Raw genomic sequence first — 19,910 nt, forward strand, 5'->3', positions numbered from 1 at the left:
GCTTTTCGTGCCCGTACCATCGGCGAGTATGGACGTAGGCACGCGCATCACCGTCACTTCTCCCGACCAGATGCGGGACCTGGGCCGCAGACTCGCCAAGCTGCTTCGCCCCGGCGATCTGGTCCTGCTCACCGGTGAACTCGGCGCGGGCAAGACGACCCTGACGCGGGGGCTGGGCGAGGGCCTGGGCGTCCGTGGCGCCGTCACCTCCCCCACCTTCGTGATCGCCCGGGTGCACCCCTCGCTGGGCGACGGCCCGCCGCTGGTCCATGTCGACGCGTACCGGCTGAACGGCGGCCTCGACGAGATGGAGGACCTGGACCTCGACGTCTCCCTGCCGGATTCGGTGGTGGCCGTGGAGTGGGGCGAGGGGAAGGTCGAGGGGCTGGCGGACGACCGGCTGCATGTGGTGATCCAGCGGACGGTGGGCAGCGACATGGCGGTCACGGACGCGATGGCCGCCGATGTGGACGACGTACGGGATGTGGTGGTGACGGGCGTCGGCCCCCGCTGGGCGGGGGAGGACCTGGCGTCGCTCGCCGGGTAGCGCGGCGGGTAGCGCCGCGGGGCGGCCCGGCCCGGCAGAACCGCCGGGTAGAGCTCGCGTGCAGATGCCGGGTAGTTTCCGACAAGCCGTCGGCATGCTGTTGCATTCCGGGCATCGCCCGTGGTCACATGGGGGGAGAAAGCGTGGGTTAGGTCTGCCTAACTCCGCTCGACTGCCCCAGCACCCTCAGGAGGCATCCATGTCGGCCCACGACCCTGTGGCCGGGACCGGCGCGCGCGACGACCGGTCACCGTCGATGTCGGAGCTCCTGGCGGCGTGTGCGGCGGCGAGCGCGGTCTCGACGCCCCCGCGGCCGGCCGAGGAGGAGAGGCCCGCGTCCGCCCGGACGCCCGCGTCAGCCGAGTTCGAGTCCGAGCCCGAGGCGGACGACGAGGAGCGCGACGCGGCATAGCGCCCGTCGCGGCTGCGTCATCTCCGCTACGGACTACGGGACCACCGGACTACCGGGCTACGGGATGACGACGACCTTCGTGTCCACCTGGGCGAAGTCCCACATCGCCGCACTGTCCGCCCGGCTCTCCCGGACGGCCCCGGTCCGCTTGCGCGCGTTCGGGTCCGGCATCGAACCGTCCACCGCCGCACTGAAACCGAACACGACCCCCCCTTCCGAGTGGAAGACGACGACGTGCTCGACCTGCACTCCGTCCGATCCGACCCCGCCCTTGTTGCGCGAGGTCACGGAATAGGTCCCCGGGTCGGGGCTGGCCGGGCTCGGGCCCACCTGGAAGGTGTGGGTGGCCTTACCGTCGGCACCGACCAGCCAGACCCGCTTGTCGCCCAGTGCGTAGACGACCCGTACGCCGGTGCCGGAGCCGGCCGGAAGGGCGGTGGACTTCTGCTTCGCCCCCGCCCCGTCCTTGTCCTTCTTCTTGGATTCGGCGGCGTGCGACCCGGGCCGGGCCTGAGTGGGATGGTCGGGCGCGGTCGCGGCGGCCTGGTAGCCGAGGAACCCGACGACGCCCAGCGCGGCGGCGGTGAGTACGGCCACAGCAGGCCCGGTACTGCTCCTTGGCACGGCGGCAACCCTCTCCTGCGGTCAGTACGTGCTGACGGCCCGTACACACTTACGGCGACGGTAGCACCGGCGCCCGCCGCCCCGCCGCGCTCCGGCCGACCGGTGACCGAGCTGTTCCACCGTCGGTACGAAAGGTCGGTACGAAAGAACGACCTTCCGGCGCGCCGTAGGCTGTTCTCGTGCTGTTGCTCGCTCTTGATACCGCCACCCCCGCCGTGACCGTCGCCCTGCACGACGGCTCCGCAGTGATCGCCGAGTCCTCGGACGTGGACGCCCGGCGCCACGGCGAGCTGCTGTTGCCCGCCGTGCACCGGACGCTGAAAGAGGCGGGCACCGAGCTGGCCGCGGTGACGGAGATCGTCGTCGGGGCGGGCCCCGGCCCGTACACCGGACTGCGCGTGGGCCTGGTGACCGCGGCCACCTTCGGGTCGGCCCTCGGCATCCCCGTCCACGGGCTGTGCACCCTGGACGGGATCGCGTACGCCGCCGGGCTGGCCGGTCTGGACGGCCCCTTCGTCGTGGCCACGGACGCGCGGCGCAAGGAGGTCTACTGGGCGCGCTACGACGACGCCCGGACCCGCGTCACCGAGCCCGCCGTCGACCACCCCGCCGATCTCGCCGAGCGGGTCGCCGGGCTGCCCGTGGTCGGCGCGGGCGCGCTGCTCTACCCGGCGTCCTTCGCCGACGTACCGCCCGGGATGCCGGAGTATCAGTCGGCCGGGGCGCTCGCCTCGCTCGCCGCCGAGAAGCTGGCGCGCGGCGAGGAGCTGCCGCCGCCCCGGCCCCTGTATCTGCGCCGGCCCGACGCCAAGGTGCCCGCCAACTACAAGGTGGTCACCCCGAAGTGAGCGGCGCGACCGTGACGCTGCGCGAGATGCGCTGGTGGGACCTGGACCGGGTGATGGAGCTCGAAGAGGAGCTGTTCCCCGAGGACGCCTGGTCGCGGGGGATGTTCTGGTCCGAGCTCGCCCACGCCAGGGGCCGGGACGCGACCCGGCACTACGTGGTGGCGGAGAGCGGGCCCCGGCTGGTCGGATACGCCGGGCTCGCCGTCTTCGACCGCACCGGCGACGTCCAGACCATCGCCTCCGCCCGCGACCACTGGGGCACCGGCCTCGGCGCCCGCCTCCTCACCGACCTCCTTACGGCCGCCACCGCCTTCGAATGCCGTGAGGTGCTGCTGGAGGTGCGGGTCGACAACGCCCGCGCGCAGCGGCTGTACGAGCGCTTCGGCTTCGAGCCCATCGGCATACGCAGGGGCTACTACCAGCCCGGCAATGTGGACGCCCTGGTCATGCGGCTGTCCGACCCGGCGGCGCCGGGTGTGACGACGGGGGGCATCGCGACTGCCGCGGACGGCGACGCTGGTGTGTCCCCCGAGAGTGGTGTGTCCCCCGAGGCCGGTGTGCCCACCGAGACCAGCGCGCCCGTTGACGCCGGCGCGTCCACCGAGACCAGCGCGTCCACCGAGACCAGCGCGTCCACAGCGAACACAGCGAATTCCGCGAACACCGCGAACCCCGCGACCTCAGTACAAGGAACCGAGACCCATGGCTGACGAACCCCTCGTCCTCGGCATCGAGACCTCCTGCGACGAGACCGGCGTCGGCATCGTCCGCGGCCACACCCTCCTCGCCGACGCCGTCGCCTCCAGCGTGGACGAGCACGCCCGCTTCGGCGGTGTCGTCCCCGAGGTCGCCAGCCGCGCCCATCTGGAGGCGATGGTCCCCACGATCCAGCGTGCGCTGAAGGAGGCCGGGGTCGCCGCCTCCGACCTCGACGGCATCGCCGTCACCGCGGGCCCCGGGCTCGCGGGCGCGCTGCTGGTCGGCGTCTCGGCCGCCAAGGCGTACGCCTACGCCCTCGGCAAGCCGCTGTACGGCGTCAACCACCTCGCCTCCCACATCTGCGTCGACCAGTTGGAGCACGGGCCGCTGCCCGAGCCGACGATGGCGCTGCTGGTGAGCGGCGGCCACTCCTCGCTGCTCCTCGCGCCCGACATCACCTCCGACGTCCGCCCGCTCGGCTCGACCATCGACGACGCGGCGGGCGAGGCGTTCGACAAGATCGCCCGGGTGCTGAACCTGGGCTTCCCCGGCGGCCCCGTCATCGACCGCATCGCCCGCGAGGGCGATCCGGACGCGATCGCCTTCCCGCGCGGGCTGACCGGTCCGCGGGATGCCGCGTACGACTTCTCCTTCTCGGGGCTGAAGACCGCGGTCGCCCGCTGGATCGAGGCGAAGCGGGCGGCGGGCGAGGAGGTCCCGGTCGCCGATGTCTCGGCCTCCTTCCAGGAGGCGGTCGTGGACGTGCTGACCCGTAAGGCCGTCCGCGCCTGCAAGGACGAGGGCGTGGAGCATCTGATGATCGGCGGTGGCGTCGCCGCCAACTCCCGGCTGCGGGCCATGGCCGAACGCCGCTGCGAGGACGCGGGCCTCACCCTGCGGGTGCCGCGGCCGAAGCTGTGCACGGACAACGGGGCGATGGTCGCGGCGCTGGGCGCGGAGATGGTGGCGCGGGGACGGTCCGCCTCGGCCTGGGACCTGTCGGCGGACTCCTCGCTTCCGGTGACCGATCCGCATGTCCCGGACCCGAACGCGCACGCCCACGCCCACTCACACTCCCACGACCATGTGCACGAGCTGAGCCGGAAGAACCTGTACGCATGACCGTCGCGCTGATGTGGGAAGCCCGAGCCGTGGCGGGGAAGGGCGAGGAGATGCTGGCGTGGGCCGCCCGCCAGCCCCTCGACCCGGCCCCGCTGCGCCGTGAGACCTTCCGCGCGCCCGAGGACCGCGTCCTCGTCATCACCTGGTGGGACGGCGCCTACGACACCCCGGGCCTGCCGGAACTCCCCGAACCGGGGGAGGACTTGGCCCGACGCGCGGTGCACCGCTGGCGCTTCGAGGCGCTCACGGACGAGAGCTGAGCCACACGGCGCGCCTTGGCCATACGGTGCGCCTTGGCCATTACGGCCCGCCTCGGCTGTGCGGCGCGCCTCGGTTGTGTGGCGCGCCTTCGGCCGTACCGCGTGCTCTGGCTGTACGGCGGCCTCGGCTTGTGTCTTGCGCTTTGGCTGTGCGGCGGGCCTGGCCGTGTCCTGATCCCTGGCTGTGCGGCCCTCGGCCGTACCGCGCGCCCCGGCTGTACGGCCCCTGACGGTGCCGTCCCCGGTCGTACCCCGTGCCCCCGGCGTACCCCACGCCCTCACCGGAGGGCATGGGCGAGATCGGCGAGGTGCCGGGAGACCGGGCCCAGGGTGAGCAGTCCGCTGCCCGCCCCGGCCAGCTCGGCCGCCGCCGGGGCAAGGGCGGTGCGGGCGCGCGCCATCGTCTCGCGGTCGCCGACGGCGATGGCCGCCCGGCCGGTGAGACACCACAGGGCCTCCAGCAGCAGATCGCGGGGCGGCTCCGGGACCGCGCGCAGCGCCGCCGCGGCCTCGGCGCGGTGGTCCCGGGCCAGCAGTACCAGCGGGCGGGCCCAGGGCGCGTACGGCCCCCAGTCGAGGTCCGCGTCGGTCGGGGCGGGCCGCCCTTGTTCCACGCGCAGGCAGAGCAGCGCGAGCGGCAGCAGACCGTGTTCCAGACCGGGCATCCCGGCGCCGTCCAGCCGTGTGGCCGCGTCCCGGTAGGCCGCCTCGGCCTCGGCCGCCTGCCCCGTCGCGGCCAGCCGTAGTGCCCGGTACCACTCAGTGAACACGCTTACCAGCGGCCGCTCATGGCGCTGGCCCAGACGGTCGGCGGCGGCCGCGTGCCGGTCGGCCGACGCGAAGTCCGCGAGCGCGCTGCGGGCCTGGAGCCGGATGAGATGGCCGAGCACCTCGAAGGTGACCAGGCCGTGCCGGGCCGACAGGGCGATCAGCTCGGCTCCGGTCGCGTCCCGGCGCGGGGCCAGCCCCGCGTGGTCGAAGGTCTGCATGAAGACGCCGTTGAGGGCGAACGCCAGCAGCGCGGGATCATCCAGCCGCCGGGCGATCTCCTCGGCCTGCCGGGCTGCTTGGCGGCCACGTTCGGAACGACCGCCACGCGACTCGACGGCAATCGTGGCCAACAGCCGCGCCCGCACCGCCTCATGACGCGGGACTGCGTTGCCCGTAGGGCCGTGCCCGAGCGTGCTGTGGCCGGGCGCGCCGAGGTTCCCCCCAGGGGCGGTGCTCCCGGGCCCGACGGTCTCGTGGCCGAAGGCCCAGCGGCTGGGCAACTCATGCCCGGTCACCGCGCGCTCCGGCACGCCGTGGCCAAGCGTGTCGCGGCCGGTTGCCCCGTGGCCGGGGTCCTCGTGAGCAGGGCCCTTGTGATCCGTTGCCTTGTGGGTGGGGGTCTCGTGAGCGGTTGTCCCATGGCTGGGGACCTCGTTGCCTGGCGCCTCGTGACCGCGGCCCTCATGCCCGGTCACCGCGCGCCCCGGTGCTTCGTGGTCGGGCGCGCCGGGGCCGGTTGTCTCGTGATCGGGCGTCCCGTGCACAGTTGTCTCATGGCTGGGCGCCCCATGGCCGGAGGCCCCGTGAGCGGGCGCCTCGTGGTCTGAGGACTCCTGGCCGGTTGCCTTGGGGCCGGGCGCCCCTGGGCCGATTGCCCCATGGCCAGGCCCCCCATGGCCACGCGCCCCACGACCGGGCGCTCCGTGGCCAGGGGGCTCGACGCCAGGGGCCCCTTCGTCTGGCACCCCGGGACCGGCCGCGAGCGCGGCCAAGGTGTGTTCAGCTGCGGCTACGATCGACGCCGCCTGTTCCGGGTCGTCCAGGCGGGTCCAGATTGCCGGGACGTCGTAGGCGCCGATGACCCGGGCGGTCAGTTCCGGGTCGCCCAGTTCCTCCGCCGCCGCGACGGCGGCCACGCGTTGCTGCCGGGCCGTCCGCAGGCCGTCGCCCCCCGCCATCGAGAGGTCGCGGAGCAGGCCGACCGTGGACTCCAGACGGGCCCGTGCGCCGGAGGCCACCGTGCGGTCGTAGGCGGCGGCCGCTTCCGCCCATACCTGGGCGGCCGCTCCGCCCCGGGCCGTGGCGGGGTCGAGGTGGGGCGCCTGGTCGAGGATGTCCGTCTCCAGGCGGCGCAGTTCCGGGCCCGGGTCCACGCCCAGTTGCTCGACCAGCAGCGTCCGGGCCCGGCGCAGGACCGCCAGCGCGTCGCCCTGGCGGCCGGTGCGGTACAGCGCGAGGGCCAGCGCCCGCCAGGCGCCCTCACGCCAGGGGTGTTCGGCCAGATGCGCCTCCAGGTCCGGGACCGCCTCGGCGGCTCGGCCCAGCGCCAGCCGGGCCTCCGCCTGCCGTTCGACGGCGTGCAGCCGCAGCTCCGCCAGCCGGGCGCGTTCGCCCCGGGCCCAGTCCTCGTCGGCGAACTCCGCGTACGCGGGGCCGCGCCACCGGCCCAGTGCCTGCTCCAGCCGGGGCAGTGCGCCGTCCGGCGGCAGGGCCGCGGCGGCGGACACGTCCTGTTCGAAGCGCCAGGCGTCCACCGCGTCCGCATCGGCGCGCAGCGCGTATCCGGGCCCCTCGGTGACCAGCAGCCGGGCCGGGGTGCGGGGCGGGCGCTGCGGCTCCAGCGCGCGGCGCAGCGCGGCCACGAACGTACGCACCGCGCCGACCGCCCCCGGGGGCGGCTCCGTCCACAGGTCGTCGACCAGCCGGGATACGGGTACGACGCGACGGCGGGCGACGATCAGCCGGGCCAGCACCGCGCGGTGCCGTGGCCCCTTCAACGCGATGGCGCGCTCGTCGGCGTCCCAGGCCACCACCGGCCCCAGCACCCCGAACCCGACCCGCATGCGGTCACCGTAGCGCGCTGATCGGATGCTCATCCGCACCCGGCAGGCTGACAGGCACCTGGTCACACCTGGTCACCCGGACCATCCACAGCAAGGGCGGAAACATGGGCCTTCTCATCCCCGGCTTCGACTACCGGCGCGTCCCCGTCGCCGACGGCGTGTCCCTGTACGCGGCCGTCGCGGGCTCGGGCAGTCCCCTCGTGCTGCTGCACGGCTTCCCGCAGACCCACCTGATGTGGCGGCATGTCGCCGCCGACCTCGCCGCCGACCACACCGTGATCTGCCCCGACCTGCGCGGCTACGGCGCCAGCGACAAACCGGCCGCCGACACCGACGCCACTGCCGATGCCGATGCCGATGCCGATGTCGACGCCGACACCAATGCCGACGGCGCCGCCTACGCCAAGCGCACCATGGCCGCCGACATCGTCGCCCTGGCCCGCGCCCTCGGCCATGACCGGTTCGCCCTGGCCGGGCATGACCGCGGCGCCCTGGTCGCCTTCCGGGCGGGCCTCGACCACCCCGCCGCGATCAGCCATCTCGCCTGCCTGGACGTGCTGCCGACCCTCGACATGTGGGACGTGATGCGCGGCACCACCGCCGCGGTCGGCTTCCACCTCTATCTGATGGCCCAGCCCCCGGGGCTGCCCGAGCGGATGATCGCCGCCTGCCCCGACGACTTCTTCGGCCACTTCCTGGACCTGTGGGCGGGCGACCCGGGAGCCATCCCCGCCGAGGTCCGCACCGCTTATCTGGACGCCTGCCGCGCCGCGGTGCCCTCGATCGTGGCCGACTACCGCGCCTCCGCCGGTGTCGACGTCGACCACGACCGGGCCGACCGGGACGCCGGGCGCCGGCTGACGATGCCGGTCACCGTGCTCCAGCAGGACTGGGGCGCCGCCCTCGGCTATGACGCGGCGGCGGTGTGGCGTGCCTGGGCCGACGACCTGGAGCACCACACCGTGGGCTACGGCCACTTCATGGCCGAGGAGGCACCCGCCGACATCGCCAAGCACCTGCGGGAGCTGCTCGCCCGCTAGAGCCAGAGTCTCGGCGTCCGCCAAAGCCTCGCCGTCACCGCCGTCACGCCGTCACCGCCGTCACGCCGTCACCGCCGTCACGCCGTCACCGCCGTCACGCCGTCACCGCCGTCCCGGCGTAGTGCTCGGCGATCTCGTCGCTGGTCGTCACCCACACCCCGGGGTGGTTCACGACGTACTCCAGCGCCTGGTCCACGTACTTGTGCCGGAACGGCTGGTTGATCACGAACGGGTGCAGCACCAGGGACATCACCCGGCCGCTGGTGGCCGCGTCGGCGTAGAGCTGGTCCAACTGGTCCTTGACGATCCGGACGAAATCCGCCCCGCTGAGGCTCTTGCCCACGAACATCTGGACGTCGTTGACCTCGATCGAATACGGCACGCTCAGCATGCCCGGCACGTTCAGCCGGTACGGCTGGTCGTCGTTGGCCCAGTCGAGCACGTACCTCAGCCCCAGCTCGGCCAGGAGTTCCGGGGTCCGGAAGGTCTCGGTCAGCGCCGGTCCCAGCCAGCCGCGCGGCCTGCTGCCGGTGGCCTTCTCGATGGTGTCGATCACCTCGGTGAGGTAGGCGCGTTCCTCCTCGGGGGACATGTCCGCCTGGAGGATCGAGTTGTTCTTGCCGTGCGCCGCCCACACCCAGTTCCGCTCGCGGCCGGCCCGGATGATCTGGGGGTAGCGCTCGGCGACGTCGGAGTTGAGCATCACGCTCGCCCGCACCTGGTGCCGGTCCAGGCTCTCGATCAGCCGCCAGATTCCCACCCGGGGCCCGTAGTCCCGCCACCCGTAGTTGAGCGGGTCGGGCGCCAGCGCCCTGGTGTCGGCGAAGATACTGGTCGAGGGGCGGTCGACCTGGTAGTGCTCGACGTTCAGCCCGACGTAGAAGGCCACGCGGGCGCCGTCCGGCCAGTGGATCGGTTCGCGCTCGACGATGGGGCTGTAGTCGAAGAGCTGGTTGTCCATCAGAGCTCACCTCATAGGTGCGGTGCGGCGGTTCGGTTCGGTTCGCTTGATGGGCATCGTGAAACCCTCACATCAGTGAGAAGGTCAAGCGGGGCTTCGCATGAGGAGTGACCGCGTGAGCTGAGAGACTGCGTCGGCGTATCCCGCTGTGCTGTGAGTGCCACGAGTGACGTGCGTGCCAGCAGTGCCATGAGTGCCGTGAGGAAGGACGTCATGACGCCGCCCATCGAGCTTCCGCCACCGCCGCCCGGCCCGGACGAGCGGCCGTGGAAGGACCGCGCCGGGTTGCTCGACGAGCGGGCGCGGGCGATGGGGGCGCTGGCGCGGTGGTACCTGGCGCCGCATCGGGCGCTGCTGCTGTGGCTGTCCACGCTCGTCTTCGCGCTGGGGTGGAGCCTCGCGGTCTCGGGGTTCCAGTTCCTGGTGAAGGGCGAGATCATCGAGCACGTGCTGGGCGTGATCTTCCTGGGTCTGGCCCTGGGCGCCACGGTCCCCTCCAGCCTCGGGGTGGCATCCGGCATCCGGCGCGACGTCTTCGTGGGCGCGTGCCTCCGCGACTGGGCGGAGCTGGAGCGTGATCCCCAGACGCTGCCGCACTGGCGCGTCTCCGGCGGCGCGCTCCTCTGGCTGGGTCCGTCCATCGTGCTGACCTGCCTCGGGCTGGCGCTGGGCGGGTTCGCCGTCTTCGCGGACATCGGTACGGAGAGCTTTGGCACCGTCGCCGGTATCGGCATCGTCTTCGCGGTCGCCGGGGCGCTCGGCATGGCCAAGGCGATCGACTACTACCGCCTGGTCAGCCGCGAACTCCGCCCCGGCACCGGCGTTCCGGATACCCACGGCCGGGCTGCCCACGGTCCGGACACCCGCGATCCGGGCACGTGTGGTCCGGACACGCGCGGTCCCGGCTCCCCCTACGGCGACGGCTTCTGCGACGACGGCTTCTGCAGTGACTGAAAGCGGTGCCGCAGCTCCTCGTACCGCTCGTTCGGGCTCTCCCCGCGCTGCTTGGCCGCCTCCTCGATGCGGGTCAGTAGCTGCCTGATCCGCACGGCGTCCATATAGGCGTCGCGCTCCAGCTTCTTGTACGCGGCGGCGGCGGGCCCCTTGTGGTCGTCCGGGTCGACCGACTGCTTCAGGTGGCCGAGACGCTCGATCTGTTCCTCAAGGTAACTGAGCATTCCCTCAAGGTCTTTGATGAGATCCGACAGATCCTGGTCCGATACGGACAGTTTGTCTTTACTCATGTTCCATCCGTCTCTGCCATCCTCCCATCGGCCCATTCGCGGGATGATCGTGCCATGACCGGGGCCGGTGTGGAGAGCCACCGCTCCTATGGAAGTTGGCCGGTGTCCGCCAACTCATCACAGACCAGGCTGTTTGGGGCCTGGTGACCTCGCGAACGGTCTTCGAGGTCGGGGAGCGGCACGAGTTGGTCACTTCGGCGCGGTCGGGTCTTGCCGCCCTGGTGGGGCGTGCCCGCTGTCCTGGGTGGGCTCGTGGTCCCGCGTGGCCTGGGCAGGGATGCGGTCTGGCCGGTAGCTCTCCGCCGCCCGATCCTCTGGTCGGGTGCGGTCACGCCTGGCCGACGCCGGATCCTGTGTCCCAGGCCACGCCGTCCGATCGCCACAGCGGCACTGTGGTGCCGGGTGACGGTGGTCTTGGTCTGCTGCTGGAGTGGGTTCTTCCAGTACCTCTCGCCCCAGATCGAGGTGTATGCGGGGTCGACGGCGATGACGGCCAGGCCCTGGTGACAGGCCATGGAGCGCAGTCGTTCGCGGAAGCGTGCGGTGGGGATCTGGGCCACGGTGCGGCGGAAGGCCTTGCCCCGGCGGCCGCGTCCCATGGTCTCCCGGCCGGTGGTGCGGGCGTCGGAGAAGCCCAGGTTCTCGATCACGATGGCGGCGCAGTCGTGCTCGTGGGCGAGGGCGATGAGGCGGGTGACGGCCGCTCGCAGGCGTCCGTCCTGTGTGGTGGTGGGGCCGGTTGACTTTAGCGGGATCGTGTGGGGTTCGCCGATGGGGTTGCCGTGTGGGTCGAGGACGATGGTGGCGAGGTGGTCGGCGTTGAGGTCGACGGCGAGCAGCCTCGCGCCGGACGCCCAGATCTCTTCCGGGCTGGGGGGGGTGGGGTGGTGCTGGTGGACCAGGAGGCGTCCAGGTACCAGCGGTCGCGGGCGGGGTCATGGACGATGTCGTAGCGCACGGCCCGGTGGGCGCTGACCCGGTCCAGCCACTCCGGGCGGCGGTGGTGGAAGGTGACCGTGCAGGAGAGCCGGTAGCGGCCGCGCGGGGCGTTGGCCAGATATCGCAAGGGTTCTGGCAGCACCAGAGTGAGCGAGCCATCTGCGGGGTCGACGGTGATGGTGTAGTTGCCGTGCGGGGCCCCGGACTCGCCGTCGGCGGTCAGAAACAGCCGCGCCGCATCCCACCTCTCCCGCCAGCCGGTCTCGGCCAGGCCGGTCTCCGCGAGGCGGTGACGGGTCCTGGCCAGCCGGCGCCCGCCCACCGTGACCGACGGTCGCCCCTGGTCGATCTGCTGCTCCACCACCGCCAGCCGGGCTTGGAGCTTGCTCAGGTGCCGCTGTTTCTGCCAGCGCTCAGCCCGGTCGGCATACCCGCGCACTCGGCCCTGCCTGTGCCCGCACGCCACCGCCAGCCGCTGCTCGATCTTCCGGATGCGGCAGCGCAGACCGGCCCGTTCATCGATCAGGCAGCGCATCGACAGCCGGTACTGGTCTTCCGACACCCGGGTCATCGCACCCGCCCACCGTGACGAGGACACCGCCGTCAGCCGCTTCTTCCGCCCTGCCCGCCCGGTCTGCCGCGCCGGAACGTTCCCCGTCCGGACGCGTGAGGCGAGATCGGCCCGCTGGTGGTGGCCCAGATGCTCGCCGACCAGCGTCAGGACCTTCACATCCGCCGCCGTCAGATCCTTCAGCCGGTCCCGGATCCGCGCCCCGCACGGAGCGGCCACCGTGAACGGGGCAGCTATCACACGCAGCTCGCGCCCCCTCCCCCGCTTGCGCGCCACCAGCCACCCCCCCTCGGCCGTCTCGAACGAACTCGCCACCACCGATCATGCATTCCCCACGCCCCCAACACCCCCACAAGCGGTCCCGTTCACCCCATCGAGCGACACCCTGGCCAACCACGGCCAACAACCGAATCAACAGTCGGCAACCTGCTGTTTCTCCTCGGTCGAAGGGACTGGACGGCCCGGCGTGGTGGGGGAGTCGTGGGCGCGGTGGGCGGAGGGGTCAGCCCGGCAGGACCGTGTCCGGGGGCAATTCGATGCAAAAGTCGGCGGCGAGAACGCCCAGCACCTCGTCGCCGTCGGCGAGTTGGCGCTCCTTACGGGTGCCGTCGGAGCCGGTCTCGACCAGGGTCCGCCCGGACAGGGAGAGATGGCGGTCCAGGGTGGTGCGCTGGACGTAGAGGCTGTGCTGGAAGGGCGAACGCGGGCTGGTGGCGACGTACCAGTTGATCACCACGTAGTCGGACGCGTGGCAGGGCTCCCGGGTGAAGGCGTACTGGTCCTGCCAGGAGCCGTCGAGGAACGCCTGGAACACCCACAGGTCCTCCAGCCCCCCGGGGTGCGGCTCGCGGACGTAGCGATGGCGGCGGGGGCCGTCGTGGAACTCGGTGCCGGCCACGAGCGGCACGGCCTCCAGGAGGCTGCCGATGCTGCCGAAGCCCACATCGGCCACATAACGCCGTTCCTCGCCCGGGATCTCGACCAGCAGCAGCATGTGGGTGCGCGGACGGACGGCCCCGGGGGCCGCTCCGACCCGGACCCGGCCGGAGAGGCCGGTGACGCCGAAGCCGAGCGCGGTGAGGGCGGCGGTCAGCAGCGTGTTGTGCTCGTAGCAGTAACCGCCGCGCCGGCTGCGGACCAGCTTGGCCTCGAGGTCGGGGAAGGCGAGAGAGGGGGCCGAGCCGAGGAGGGGCTCGAGGTTCTCGAACGGGATGGACGTGAGGTGTGCCCGATGCACCGCCCGCAGCGTCTCCGCGGTGGGCGCGGGGCGCCGGTCGCCCGTCCAGCCGATACGGGCCAGATAGGCGTCAAGATCGAGGTCGGTGCGGGCCGGTTCCATACTGCCGACCGTAACGCCGCGGCCCCGGCACCGGCCTCCGCTCATGGTGGGGCCGCACCTGGTCCCCTGGACGTAGGTCCTTTACGCCTTCGATGCCGCCGCGAGGTGATCGAGCTCGCCCGCCTTGATGGACCTGAGCAGGGCTCCCAGCTTCACGGGGGTCGTGGCGAGGACGGTGCGGGGGTCGTCGCTCTCGCGGAGGGCGACGGTCGTGCCTATGAGGGCGAGTTCTATGCAGGAGTTTCCGTCCCCCGCGCCGGAGTATGACGACTTGCGCCAGTTGGCCTCGGACATTCTTTCGCCCTCACATGTGTTGAACGGTCTCGCGGATGAAGTCACGTGACTCCTTCTCTGACAACGCCAGCTCTTCGGTCCGGTCCATGACCGCCCGGTAGTTCAGAAGCTGGGACTCCCCGTCGAGGAACGCCGCGTCCTGCGCGACGTCGAGTTGAACGGTATCCAACTGCGGCACCGGACCTGTGGCGTAGGTGACGGAGATACCGGCGACATGGAATCCTCCGGCCGCGATCGGGACAACCCGAACGGAGACGTTCGGGCGGTCCGAGGACTCCAGCAGTCTGTCGAGCTGCGCGCACAGCACGCGCCGATCGCCGAACCGTACGCGGAGCGCGGTCTCGTGGATGATGAATGTGCAGGGTGGAGGCTCGTCCCGGTCCAGGATGTCCCGGCGCTTCATACGGTGGGAGAGTCTTCGGCGGAGCTCTGTGGCAGACCAGCCGGGTACGGCCGTGCTCAGTACCGACCGGGCATAGTCCTCGGTCTGGAGGAGTCCAGGGATGTGCATCAGCTCGACCACGCGCAGGCTCGTGGCGAAGTACTCCAATTCCGCCAGATCGAGACCGGCGGCGCCGAGTGTCCCCCGGTACTCCTCCCACCAGCCACGCTTGCGCTCGGTCGCCATCGCTACCAGCGCGTCGACGTATGCCTTGTCCGGGCAGGCGTAGTTGGCGGCGAGTGTGCGTACGCGCTCTTCGCTGACGCCGAACCGTGCCAGCTCCATGTTGGTGACATGCGAGCGGTTGGTGCCCAGCCGGTCGGCCGCTTCCTGGATGGTGAGACCCGCGTGCTCGCGCATCCTCCGAAGCTCCGTGCCAAGTCGGCGTTGACGTGCCGTGATGGTGGTCCTCGAAGCCATGCCTGCCTTTCTCGTGGGTCGTCACCCAGTGTGGCGCGTGGCCACGAATGGGTCTATCTACTCACTAATTTCGGCGATCTGGTGGCACTAGTTAGGTGACGACCTCTACCGTAGGTGCCGTTGCCGCTACTGCGCGTTGATCGCCGTAACGGTACGCGCGCTGTCGGCCCCCTCACAGGGAGTTGCCCCATGGATTCCGATCACGAGTCCGACGACCGTCCCCCACGCCGCCCGCCCGTTCCCTCCAGCGACCCGTACGTCTACACCCTCCAGAGCAGTCGCCACGCGACCTCCCCCAAGGTCTGCCGGGACTTCGTGGCCTGCGTCCTGAACTCCGTGGGGCAGGAGGAACTGGTCGACACGGCGACGCTGTGCACCTCGGAGCTGGCCACCAACGCGTTTCTGCACGCCGAGGGCGACTCCCTCATGCTGCGCGTGGTGATCGAGCCGCCCCGCTTCCGCGTCCTGGTCTACGACGCCTCCGCCGAACTCCCCACCGCCGCACGCCTCCCCGAGGGCGATCGTCTCCATGGCTGCGGCCTCGGACTGGTGGCGGCCCTTGCCGACGCGTGGGGGACGGCGCAGGGGGACACGGTCGGCACGTACGCGAAGGGGGTCTGGTTCGAACTCGCGGGCAAGGAGGAGGACGGCGAGGGTTAGCCTCGGCGCTTTACGGTCGCGCGACTTTCCGTGCCGCTTTCCTTACCGCTTGGCTTTGGCGTCCATGAAAGTCAGCGGAAATGTCTCGCCGGACTCCGCGTAACGGTGGAACCGGCTCGCCCAGGACGGCTCCTGAAGGGCCCGGACCTGGGTGCGGGGCAGTGCCATGTGTACATCGCGGGCGCCGTTCTGGTCGGCAGGGGTCGGCGCTATGTGCACGGTCGAGGGAATGGGGATCGAGGTGAAGTCGTACCAGAAGGGGGCGCCCTGGCCGAAATCGATGCGGTAGAAGGGGAGTTTCGACCAGTTGTTGATCGCGATGGTGCTGTCGAACGCGTCCAGGGCCATGGTGTTCATGACGCGCTTGAAGCGCCCCGCATCGCGTTCGGCGCGGAGGAACGCCGTTTCCTCGCGGATCCTCTCCTCCGTGTTCATGGCATGGCTCGCGCGGACCGCCGCGGCGACCTCGCCGAGAGGGCGGGCGCGCAGTTCGGCCGCGGTCATTCCGGGCCGGGTGTTGGTGACGGCGTTGCCCCAGTAGTCATCCGGTATGGCTTCGCCGGTGAACGAACGGAAGTCGGCGATGAGACCGAGCCTTTCCTCGCTCGCGTCGGGACGGTCACGCAATTCGCCGAGCACTTTCCACAGATGGGCGGTCAGCGCGTCATTGGTCGACACCCACTGCTTCGTGCCCGCGAGGTCGGCCATCGCGGCGTCCTTCATCGTGGCCAGTTCGGCGGCCGTGAAGCGGGTGGTCACCGTCGTCACGTTGCCGAGGCTGCCCATCAGGGCGCGGCCGATGAAGGCGGCCTTCTGGGCTCGCCCGGTGACGGTGAAATGGGCGCCGCCCGTACGGGTGTCACCTGTGGCCGACGCGCCGAGCGTGTCGATGACGCCGCGGTCGTGGCTGGGTTTGGCGTATCCGAGGCCCCGGTGCTCGTTCACCCAGCTCTCCAGGAAGCTCATATAGCTGGACCCGTCGGCCACGGCGTGGTTCATCGTGAGGCCCAGGATGGAGCCCCCGCCCTTCATATGAGTGAGCTTCACCGTGAAAAGCGGCGTATCGTGGTCAACCACCCAGAACGGCATGGCGTGACTGAGATGGCGCTCCAGCCCCTTTTTCGCCGTATGACGAGGCCCGTAGTCCGGCATGGGCTCGGATGCGTATGCCTCGACGAAGCGCACACCGCCGTCGTCGCAGAGCACACTGAGGCCGCCGTCGGGATCCCTCTTCATGCGGCCGGAAAGGATCGGGAAGTTGCGCAATGTCCTGGCAAGGGAGGCGCGGAGCGCCTCGCCGTCGAGCGTCTCCCGGTAGAAAAAGGCGCGCGGTGTATAGATCGGACCGATGAGCATGTCGTAGACGCTCAGCCGTATGCGGTCACCGCTCGCTTCTCCGGCGCGCACGGTGAACGTTCGCTTGGCGCCGCTCTCGGTGGCGGATGCCGTCATACTCACACGCTCTTTCGTCGGGACCGAACACGCTGTCGCGTCGACGCGTTGACCCTAACTCCCCGGTGCGGGCGGCCTCATGGACTGGAGCCGGGTTTAGGGAAATTCCGCAACTTCCGTTCGGCTTCGATCTTTCTCGGCGGTCGTGGCCGTGTTAGGCGGGGTGCCCCAGGAGCATCGTGGGGGAGCCCTTCGAGCGCGTCAGCACGATGGTGCAGGCGTTTCCGCCCTCGAGCCGGAGCTTCTTGCGGAGCTGCTCCGGCTCGACCGCCGAACCGCGCTTCTTGATGGTGGCGATGCCGACCTCCCGCTCCCGCAGCAGCGCCTTGAGTCTCTTCAGGTTGAACGGCAGCACATCCGTGATCTCGTACGCGGTGGCGAACGGCGTCGGGCGCAGCTCGTCCGTCGTGATGTAGGCGATCGTCGGGTCGATCAGCCGACCGCCGACGCGGGCCGCGACATCGGCGACGAGATGGGCGCGGATGACGGCCCCGTCCGGCTCGTAGAGCCAGCGGCCGACCGGGCCGGGCTCGGGGGCGGGAAGGTGCGGGGTGCCGACGAGGGAGTGGGCACTCGGCAGAAGGGTGGCGCGGCGCAGCCCGGGGCGGGCGGTGCCGAACCACAGGACGGCCTCCTTCACCTGGCCGTGGTCCGAGATCCACTCGGCCTCCGCGTCCTCGGGGACCGCCTCGTGCGGCACGCCGGGGGCGATCTTGAGGGCGGCGCGCGGGGTGGTGCGGGCGGCCTCGATGGCCCAGGAGAGGGGCGGGGAGTACGCCTCGGGGTCGAAGACGCGGCCCCGGCCGCCGCGCCGGGCCGGGTCGACGAAGACCGCGTCGAAGGGCCGGGTGTCGATGTCGGTGACATCGGCGCAGCGGATCTCGATGAGTTCGGCCAGGCCGAGCGCCTGGGTGTTGGCGCGGGCGACGGCACAGGTCAGCGGATCGCGATCGACGGCGAGTACGGAGATCCCGGTGCGGGCGAGCGCGATCGCGTCGCCGCCGATGCCGCAACACAGATCGGCCATGCGGCGGACGCCGAACTCCGCGAAGCGGGCGGCGCGATACGCGGCGACGGAGGTGCGGGTGGACTGCTCGACGCCGTTCGGCGTGAAGTACATGCGGTGCGCGTCCTCGGGGCCGAATTTGGCCACCGCCCGCTGCCGCAGCGTGGCCTGGGTCAGGGCCGCCGAGACCAGCGCCGGGGGGTGGTCCCGGCGCAGCCGCGTCGCGGTGGCGAGCTCCTTCGCCGGGTCGTAGTCGCGGAGCCCGGAGAGCAGCGCCTGCCCCTCGTCGCCGAGCAGTGAGTCGAAGGCGTCAACGTCCACATGGCCCATTCTCCCCGCTCCCGTGAGCGCATTCGCCCGCGTACGGCGCGCATATGCGCGCCCCTGGACCGAAGATCGCTTATGTGATGATGATCAAGACTGGTTTTCCTCGCTGTCTGGTTCTCGTCGGCGCGGCAGCCGTGCTCACGGCCTGCGGATCCCTCGGCGCCGCCACCGAGCCGCACACCGGCTCCCGTCACGGTGTTCCCATGCCGCCGCCCTCCCTCGCCTCCCGGCTGGACGACCCGCCGTCGCCCTCGCAGCCGCCGTCCGGACGGGAGCCGGAGCGGCGGCCATCGGCGTCGTCCGGGCAGGGGTACGAGGGGTACGAGGGTGAGGCCCGGGACGGCGCGTTCCCGGACGTGCCGCCGCGCTCCGGTGACGCCTCGGCGTCCGCCTCGCCCCCGGCCGCGGGGACGTCCGGCACGGGCTCCGCGCTGTCGCGCTCGGCCCCGGTGGGCGCCTCCGACGCCTACCGCCGCTGGGGGCTGGACCGGCCGCTGGAGCGGCCTCCGGCCCCGCCCGCCGTCAAGCCCGCGCTCGGGCGGTCGGGGCCGCAGCAGTGGGGGCTGCCGCCGATCGTGCGGCAGGTGCCGACCGACCAGCGGGTGGTCTTCGTGACGATCGACGACGGGATCGAGAAGGACCCGCGCTTCGTGGAGCAGGCCCGCGAGCTCGGGCTGCCGTTCACCGCGTTCCTTACCGACAACGTGATCGGGGACCACTACGACTACTTCGACCAGCTGCGCCGGCTCGGCAATCCCATGGAGAACCACACCCTCACCCACCCCAGCCTGGCCGGTATGGCCTACGACGACCAGGTGCGGGAGATCTGCGGCCAGCGGGACATCCTGTGGAACCGCTTCGGTCAACAGCCGCGCCTCTTCCGTCCCCCTTTCGGGGAGTACGACGAGACGACGCTGCAGGCGGCGGGCTTCTGCGGCGCGCGGACCGTGGTGCTGTGGCGCGCCGAGATGGAGACCCACGGGCTGGCCTACCGCTCCGGCGACCATCTGCTGCCGGGGGACATCATCCTCGCGCACTTCCGGGGGCCGGAGCAGCTTGAGGGGCAGTCGATGACCGAGTGGATCACAGCGCTGGTGCGGGCGATCCAGGCCCAGGGCTTCACGATCGGGCGGCTGGAGGACTATGTGTGACGGCGCCTGGGGGGAGGGGCCGCGCAGACGGCCTGGGGCTCTGGAGCGGGGCGGGGCTGCGCGGAGTGCCCGTGGTTCCGGAGAGAGTCGGGACGTGGTCGCAGCCCCCCCGGAGCGTGGCGGCCGTAAGGCGGTGAGGAGGTGGCGAGCGGGGGCTCGCCACCACGTCGCTTGGCACTCTAGTTGACTGAGTGCTAACCGCGTCATAATGTCGAGGCTGGCACTCGGGACCGATGAGTGCCAAGAGATACAGCGACGGGCAGGTCCGGCACCCGCGACGACGGATCCACCTGGTCGCCACCTCAGACAGTTGACCCCGTGAGATCTCCGAAGGGGGAGGTCGGATCGTGACGACCACCAGCTCCAAGGTTGCCATCAAGCCGCTCGAGGACCGCATTGTGGTCCAGCCGCTCGACGCCGAACAGACCACGGCCTCGGGCCTGGTCATTCCGGACACCGCCAAGGAAAAGCCCCAGGAGGGCGTCGTCCTGGCCGTGGGCCCGGGCCGCTTCGAGGACGGCAAGCGCCTTCCGCTCGACGTCTCCGTCGGTGACGTCGTGCTCTACAGCAAGTACGGCGGCACCGAGGTGAAGTACAGCGGCGAGGAGTACCTCGTCCTCTCGGCTCGCGACGTCCTCGCGATCGTCGAGAAGTAATCACCGAAGTTTTGCCTATGAGCCGTGCCCCGGTGCCCGCGTCTGAAACCGGGGTCGGGGCG

At 71.3% G+C, this 19,910-nt stretch carries 21 protein-coding genes and 1 pseudogene; 11 read left to right on the plus strand and 11 right to left on the minus strand.

The annotated features are described in order from the left end of the window. Positions 1-28 precede the first annotated feature (28 nt). Both tsaE and CGL27_RS28015 read left to right on the plus strand, forming a co-directional pair. Complete coding sequence (gene tsaE, locus CGL27_RS28010) at positions 29-547, plus strand: tRNA (adenosine(37)-N6)-threonylcarbamoyltransferase complex ATPase subunit type 1 TsaE (RefSeq protein WP_119990769.1); 519 nt, start codon at positions 29-31, stop codon at positions 545-547. A 199-nt stretch (positions 548-746) separates the two neighbouring features. After that, positions 747-959, plus strand: a complete 213-nt coding sequence (locus CGL27_RS28015; protein ID WP_119990771.1) for a hypothetical protein — start codon at positions 747-749, stop codon at positions 957-959. Positions 960-1,016: 57 nt separating this feature from the next. On the opposite strand, the gene CGL27_RS28020 is transcribed toward CGL27_RS28015, so the two are convergent. Next, positions 1,017-1,556 carry a hypothetical protein gene (locus CGL27_RS28020; protein ID WP_162953082.1) on the minus strand — a complete coding sequence of 180 codons (540 nt, stop codon included), beginning with the start codon at positions 1,554-1,556 and terminating at the stop codon, positions 1,017-1,019. A gap of 206 nt (positions 1,557-1,762) precedes the next feature. Here CGL27_RS28020 and tsaB point away from each other — a divergent pair, with 206 nt between their 5' ends. The 4 genes and pseudogenes from tsaB (at position 1,763) to CGL27_RS28040 (ending at position 4,512) form a co-directional block, all read left to right on the plus strand. Further along, a complete protein-coding gene (tsaB, locus tag CGL27_RS28025) occupies positions 1,763-2,431 on the plus strand; it encodes a tRNA (adenosine(37)-N6)-threonylcarbamoyltransferase complex dimerization subunit type 1 TsaB (RefSeq protein ID WP_119990775.1) in 669 nt (222 codons plus the stop codon). A 26-nt stretch (positions 2,432-2,457) separates the two neighbouring features. Further along, positions 2,458-2,898: pseudogene (gene rimI, locus CGL27_RS28030) on the plus strand (ribosomal protein S18-alanine N-acetyltransferase); the annotation flags it as partial. A gap of 235 nt (positions 2,899-3,133) precedes the next feature. Next, complete coding sequence (gene tsaD, locus CGL27_RS28035; RefSeq protein ID WP_119990777.1) at positions 3,134-4,252, plus strand: tRNA (adenosine(37)-N6)-threonylcarbamoyltransferase complex transferase subunit TsaD; 1,119 nt, start codon at positions 3,134-3,136, stop codon at positions 4,250-4,252. Further along, on the plus strand, positions 4,249-4,512 hold the full coding sequence (locus CGL27_RS28040) for a hypothetical protein (RefSeq protein ID WP_119990779.1): 264 nt from the start codon (positions 4,249-4,251) through the stop codon (positions 4,510-4,512). Before tsaD ends, CGL27_RS28040 begins: the two co-directional genes overlap by 4 nt. A gap of 278 nt (positions 4,513-4,790) precedes the next feature. Here CGL27_RS28040 and CGL27_RS28045 read toward each other — a convergent pair whose 3' ends face one another. Beyond that, positions 4,791-7,346, minus strand: a complete 2,556-nt coding sequence (locus tag CGL27_RS28045) for a BTAD domain-containing putative transcriptional regulator (protein ID WP_119990781.1) — start codon at positions 7,344-7,346, stop codon at positions 4,791-4,793. 104 nt (positions 7,347-7,450) lie between these two features. Between CGL27_RS28045 and CGL27_RS28050 the strand changes: the two genes are divergently transcribed. Continuing rightward, positions 7,451-8,386, plus strand: a complete 936-nt coding sequence (locus CGL27_RS28050) for an alpha/beta hydrolase (protein WP_119990783.1) — start codon at positions 7,451-7,453, stop codon at positions 8,384-8,386. Between the two features lie 94 nt (positions 8,387-8,480). Here the strand turns inward: CGL27_RS28050 and CGL27_RS28055 are convergent, their stop codons facing one another. Beyond that, positions 8,481-9,347 (minus strand): polysaccharide deacetylase family protein, encoded by an 867-nt coding sequence (locus tag CGL27_RS28055; protein WP_119990785.1) that lies wholly within the window; start codon positions 9,345-9,347, stop codon positions 8,481-8,483. A 213-nt stretch (positions 9,348-9,560) separates the two neighbouring features. Here CGL27_RS28055 and CGL27_RS28060 point away from each other — a divergent pair, with 213 nt between their 5' ends. Next, positions 9,561-10,301 (plus strand): hypothetical protein, encoded by a 741-nt coding sequence (locus tag CGL27_RS28060; RefSeq protein WP_078642953.1) that lies wholly within the window; start codon positions 9,561-9,563, stop codon positions 10,299-10,301. On the opposite strand, the gene CGL27_RS28065 is transcribed toward CGL27_RS28060, so the two are convergent. The 6 genes from CGL27_RS28065 to CGL27_RS28085 all read right to left on the minus strand — a co-directional run bounded on the left by CGL27_RS28065 (position 10,259) and on the right by CGL27_RS28085 (position 14,596). Next, complete coding sequence (locus tag CGL27_RS28065) at positions 10,259-10,591, minus strand: hypothetical protein (RefSeq protein WP_078642954.1); 333 nt, start codon at positions 10,589-10,591, stop codon at positions 10,259-10,261. The genes CGL27_RS28060 and CGL27_RS28065 overlap by 43 nt on opposite strands. Before the next feature lie 86 nt (positions 10,592-10,677). Then, positions 10,678-11,241, minus strand: coding sequence for a hypothetical protein (locus tag CGL27_RS52285; protein WP_240450652.1), 564 nt, complete (start codon positions 11,239-11,241; stop codon positions 10,678-10,680). 95 nt (positions 11,242-11,336) lie between these two features. After that, positions 11,337-12,416, minus strand: a complete 1,080-nt coding sequence (locus CGL27_RS52290; RefSeq protein WP_240450653.1) for a hypothetical protein — start codon at positions 12,414-12,416, stop codon at positions 11,337-11,339. 187 nt (positions 12,417-12,603) lie between these two features. After that, the gene (locus tag CGL27_RS28075; RefSeq protein WP_119990786.1) at positions 12,604-13,440 is read right to left on the minus strand and encodes an arylamine N-acetyltransferase; all 837 of its coding nucleotides are present in this window, start codon (positions 13,438-13,440) and stop codon (positions 12,604-12,606) included. Positions 13,441-13,521: 81 nt separating this feature from the next. Further along, positions 13,522-13,734 carry a DUF397 domain-containing protein gene (locus CGL27_RS28080; protein ID WP_119990788.1) on the minus strand — a complete coding sequence of 71 codons (213 nt, stop codon included), beginning with the start codon at positions 13,732-13,734 and terminating at the stop codon, positions 13,522-13,524. Between the two features lie 10 nt (positions 13,735-13,744). Then, on the minus strand, positions 13,745-14,596 hold the full coding sequence (locus CGL27_RS28085; protein ID WP_078642957.1) for a Scr1 family TA system antitoxin-like transcriptional regulator: 852 nt from the start codon (positions 14,594-14,596) through the stop codon (positions 13,745-13,747). Positions 14,597-14,785: 189 nt separating this feature from the next. On the opposite strand from CGL27_RS28085, the gene CGL27_RS28090 reads away from it, so the two are divergent. Further along, positions 14,786-15,256: an ATP-binding protein gene (locus CGL27_RS28090; RefSeq protein WP_119990790.1), complete on the plus strand. Its 471-nt coding sequence runs from the start codon at positions 14,786-14,788 to the stop codon at positions 15,254-15,256. 42 nt (positions 15,257-15,298) lie between these two features. Here CGL27_RS28090 and CGL27_RS28095 read toward each other — a convergent pair whose 3' ends face one another. Beyond that, complete coding sequence (locus CGL27_RS28095) at positions 15,299-16,708, minus strand: acyltransferase (RefSeq protein ID WP_119990792.1); 1,410 nt, start codon at positions 16,706-16,708, stop codon at positions 15,299-15,301. Between the two features lie 154 nt (positions 16,709-16,862). Next, a complete protein-coding gene (locus CGL27_RS28100) occupies positions 16,863-18,044 on the minus strand; it encodes a methyltransferase domain-containing protein (protein WP_119990793.1) in 1,182 nt (393 codons plus the stop codon). Between the two features lie 44 nt (positions 18,045-18,088). Here CGL27_RS28100 and CGL27_RS28105 point away from each other — a divergent pair, with 44 nt between their 5' ends. Beyond that, positions 18,089-19,192: a polysaccharide deacetylase family protein gene (locus CGL27_RS28105; protein ID WP_119990795.1), complete on the plus strand. Its 1,104-nt coding sequence runs from the start codon at positions 18,089-18,091 to the stop codon at positions 19,190-19,192. 347 nt (positions 19,193-19,539) lie between these two features. Beyond that, entirely contained in the window at positions 19,540-19,848 is a 309-nt protein-coding gene (groES, locus tag CGL27_RS28110) for a co-chaperone GroES (RefSeq protein WP_014054228.1), read from the plus strand. The last annotated feature ends 62 nt before the right edge of the window (positions 19,849-19,910 follow it).

The sequence above is a fragment of the Streptomyces sp. 11-1-2 genome, assembly GCF_003595545.1.
Classification (GTDB): Bacteria; Actinomycetota; Actinomycetes; order Streptomycetales; family Streptomycetaceae; genus Streptomyces; species Streptomyces hygroscopicus_B.

What these genes read in the sequence shown, in the direction of transcription:
- tsaE (WP_119990769.1), top strand. Translation starts at nt 29, where the DNA reads ATGGACGTAGGCACGCGCATCACCGTCACTTCTCCCGACCAGATGCGG.
- CGL27_RS28015 (WP_119990771.1), top strand. Translation starts at nt 747, where the DNA reads ATGTCGGCCCACGACCCTGTGGCCGGGACCGGCGCGCGCGACGACCGG.
- tsaD (WP_119990777.1), top strand. Translation starts at nt 3,134, where the DNA reads ATGGCTGACGAACCCCTCGTCCTCGGCATCGAGACCTCCTGCGACGAG.
- CGL27_RS28040 (WP_119990779.1), top strand. Translation starts at nt 4,249, where the DNA reads ATGACCGTCGCGCTGATGTGGGAAGCCCGAGCCGTGGCGGGGAAGGGC.
- CGL27_RS28045 (WP_119990781.1), bottom strand. Translation starts at nt 7,346, where the DNA reads ATGCGGGTCGGGTTCGGGGTGCTGGGGCCGGTGGTGGCCTGGGACGCC.
- CGL27_RS28050 (WP_119990783.1), top strand. Translation starts at nt 7,451, where the DNA reads ATGGGCCTTCTCATCCCCGGCTTCGACTACCGGCGCGTCCCCGTCGCC.
- CGL27_RS28055 (WP_119990785.1), bottom strand. Translation starts at nt 9,347, where the DNA reads ATGGACAACCAGCTCTTCGACTACAGCCCCATCGTCGAGCGCGAACCG.
- CGL27_RS28060 (WP_078642953.1), top strand. Translation starts at nt 9,561, where the DNA reads ATGACGCCGCCCATCGAGCTTCCGCCACCGCCGCCCGGCCCGGACGAG.
- CGL27_RS28065 (WP_078642954.1), bottom strand. Translation starts at nt 10,591, where the DNA reads ATGAGTAAAGACAAACTGTCCGTATCGGACCAGGATCTGTCGGATCTC.
- CGL27_RS28075 (WP_119990786.1), bottom strand. Translation starts at nt 13,440, where the DNA reads ATGGAACCGGCCCGCACCGACCTCGATCTTGACGCCTATCTGGCCCGT.
- CGL27_RS28080 (WP_119990788.1), bottom strand. Translation starts at nt 13,734, where the DNA reads ATGTCCGAGGCCAACTGGCGCAAGTCGTCATACTCCGGCGCGGGGGAC.
- CGL27_RS28085 (WP_078642957.1), bottom strand. Translation starts at nt 14,596, where the DNA reads ATGGCTTCGAGGACCACCATCACGGCACGTCAACGCCGACTTGGCACG.
- CGL27_RS28090 (WP_119990790.1), top strand. Translation starts at nt 14,786, where the DNA reads ATGGATTCCGATCACGAGTCCGACGACCGTCCCCCACGCCGCCCGCCC.
- CGL27_RS28095 (WP_119990792.1), bottom strand. Translation starts at nt 16,708, where the DNA reads ATGACGGCATCCGCCACCGAGAGCGGCGCCAAGCGAACGTTCACCGTG.
- CGL27_RS28100 (WP_119990793.1), bottom strand. Translation starts at nt 18,044, where the DNA reads ATGGGCCATGTGGACGTTGACGCCTTCGACTCACTGCTCGGCGACGAG.
- CGL27_RS28105 (WP_119990795.1), top strand. Translation starts at nt 18,089, where the DNA reads ATGCGCGCCCCTGGACCGAAGATCGCTTATGTGATGATGATCAAGACT.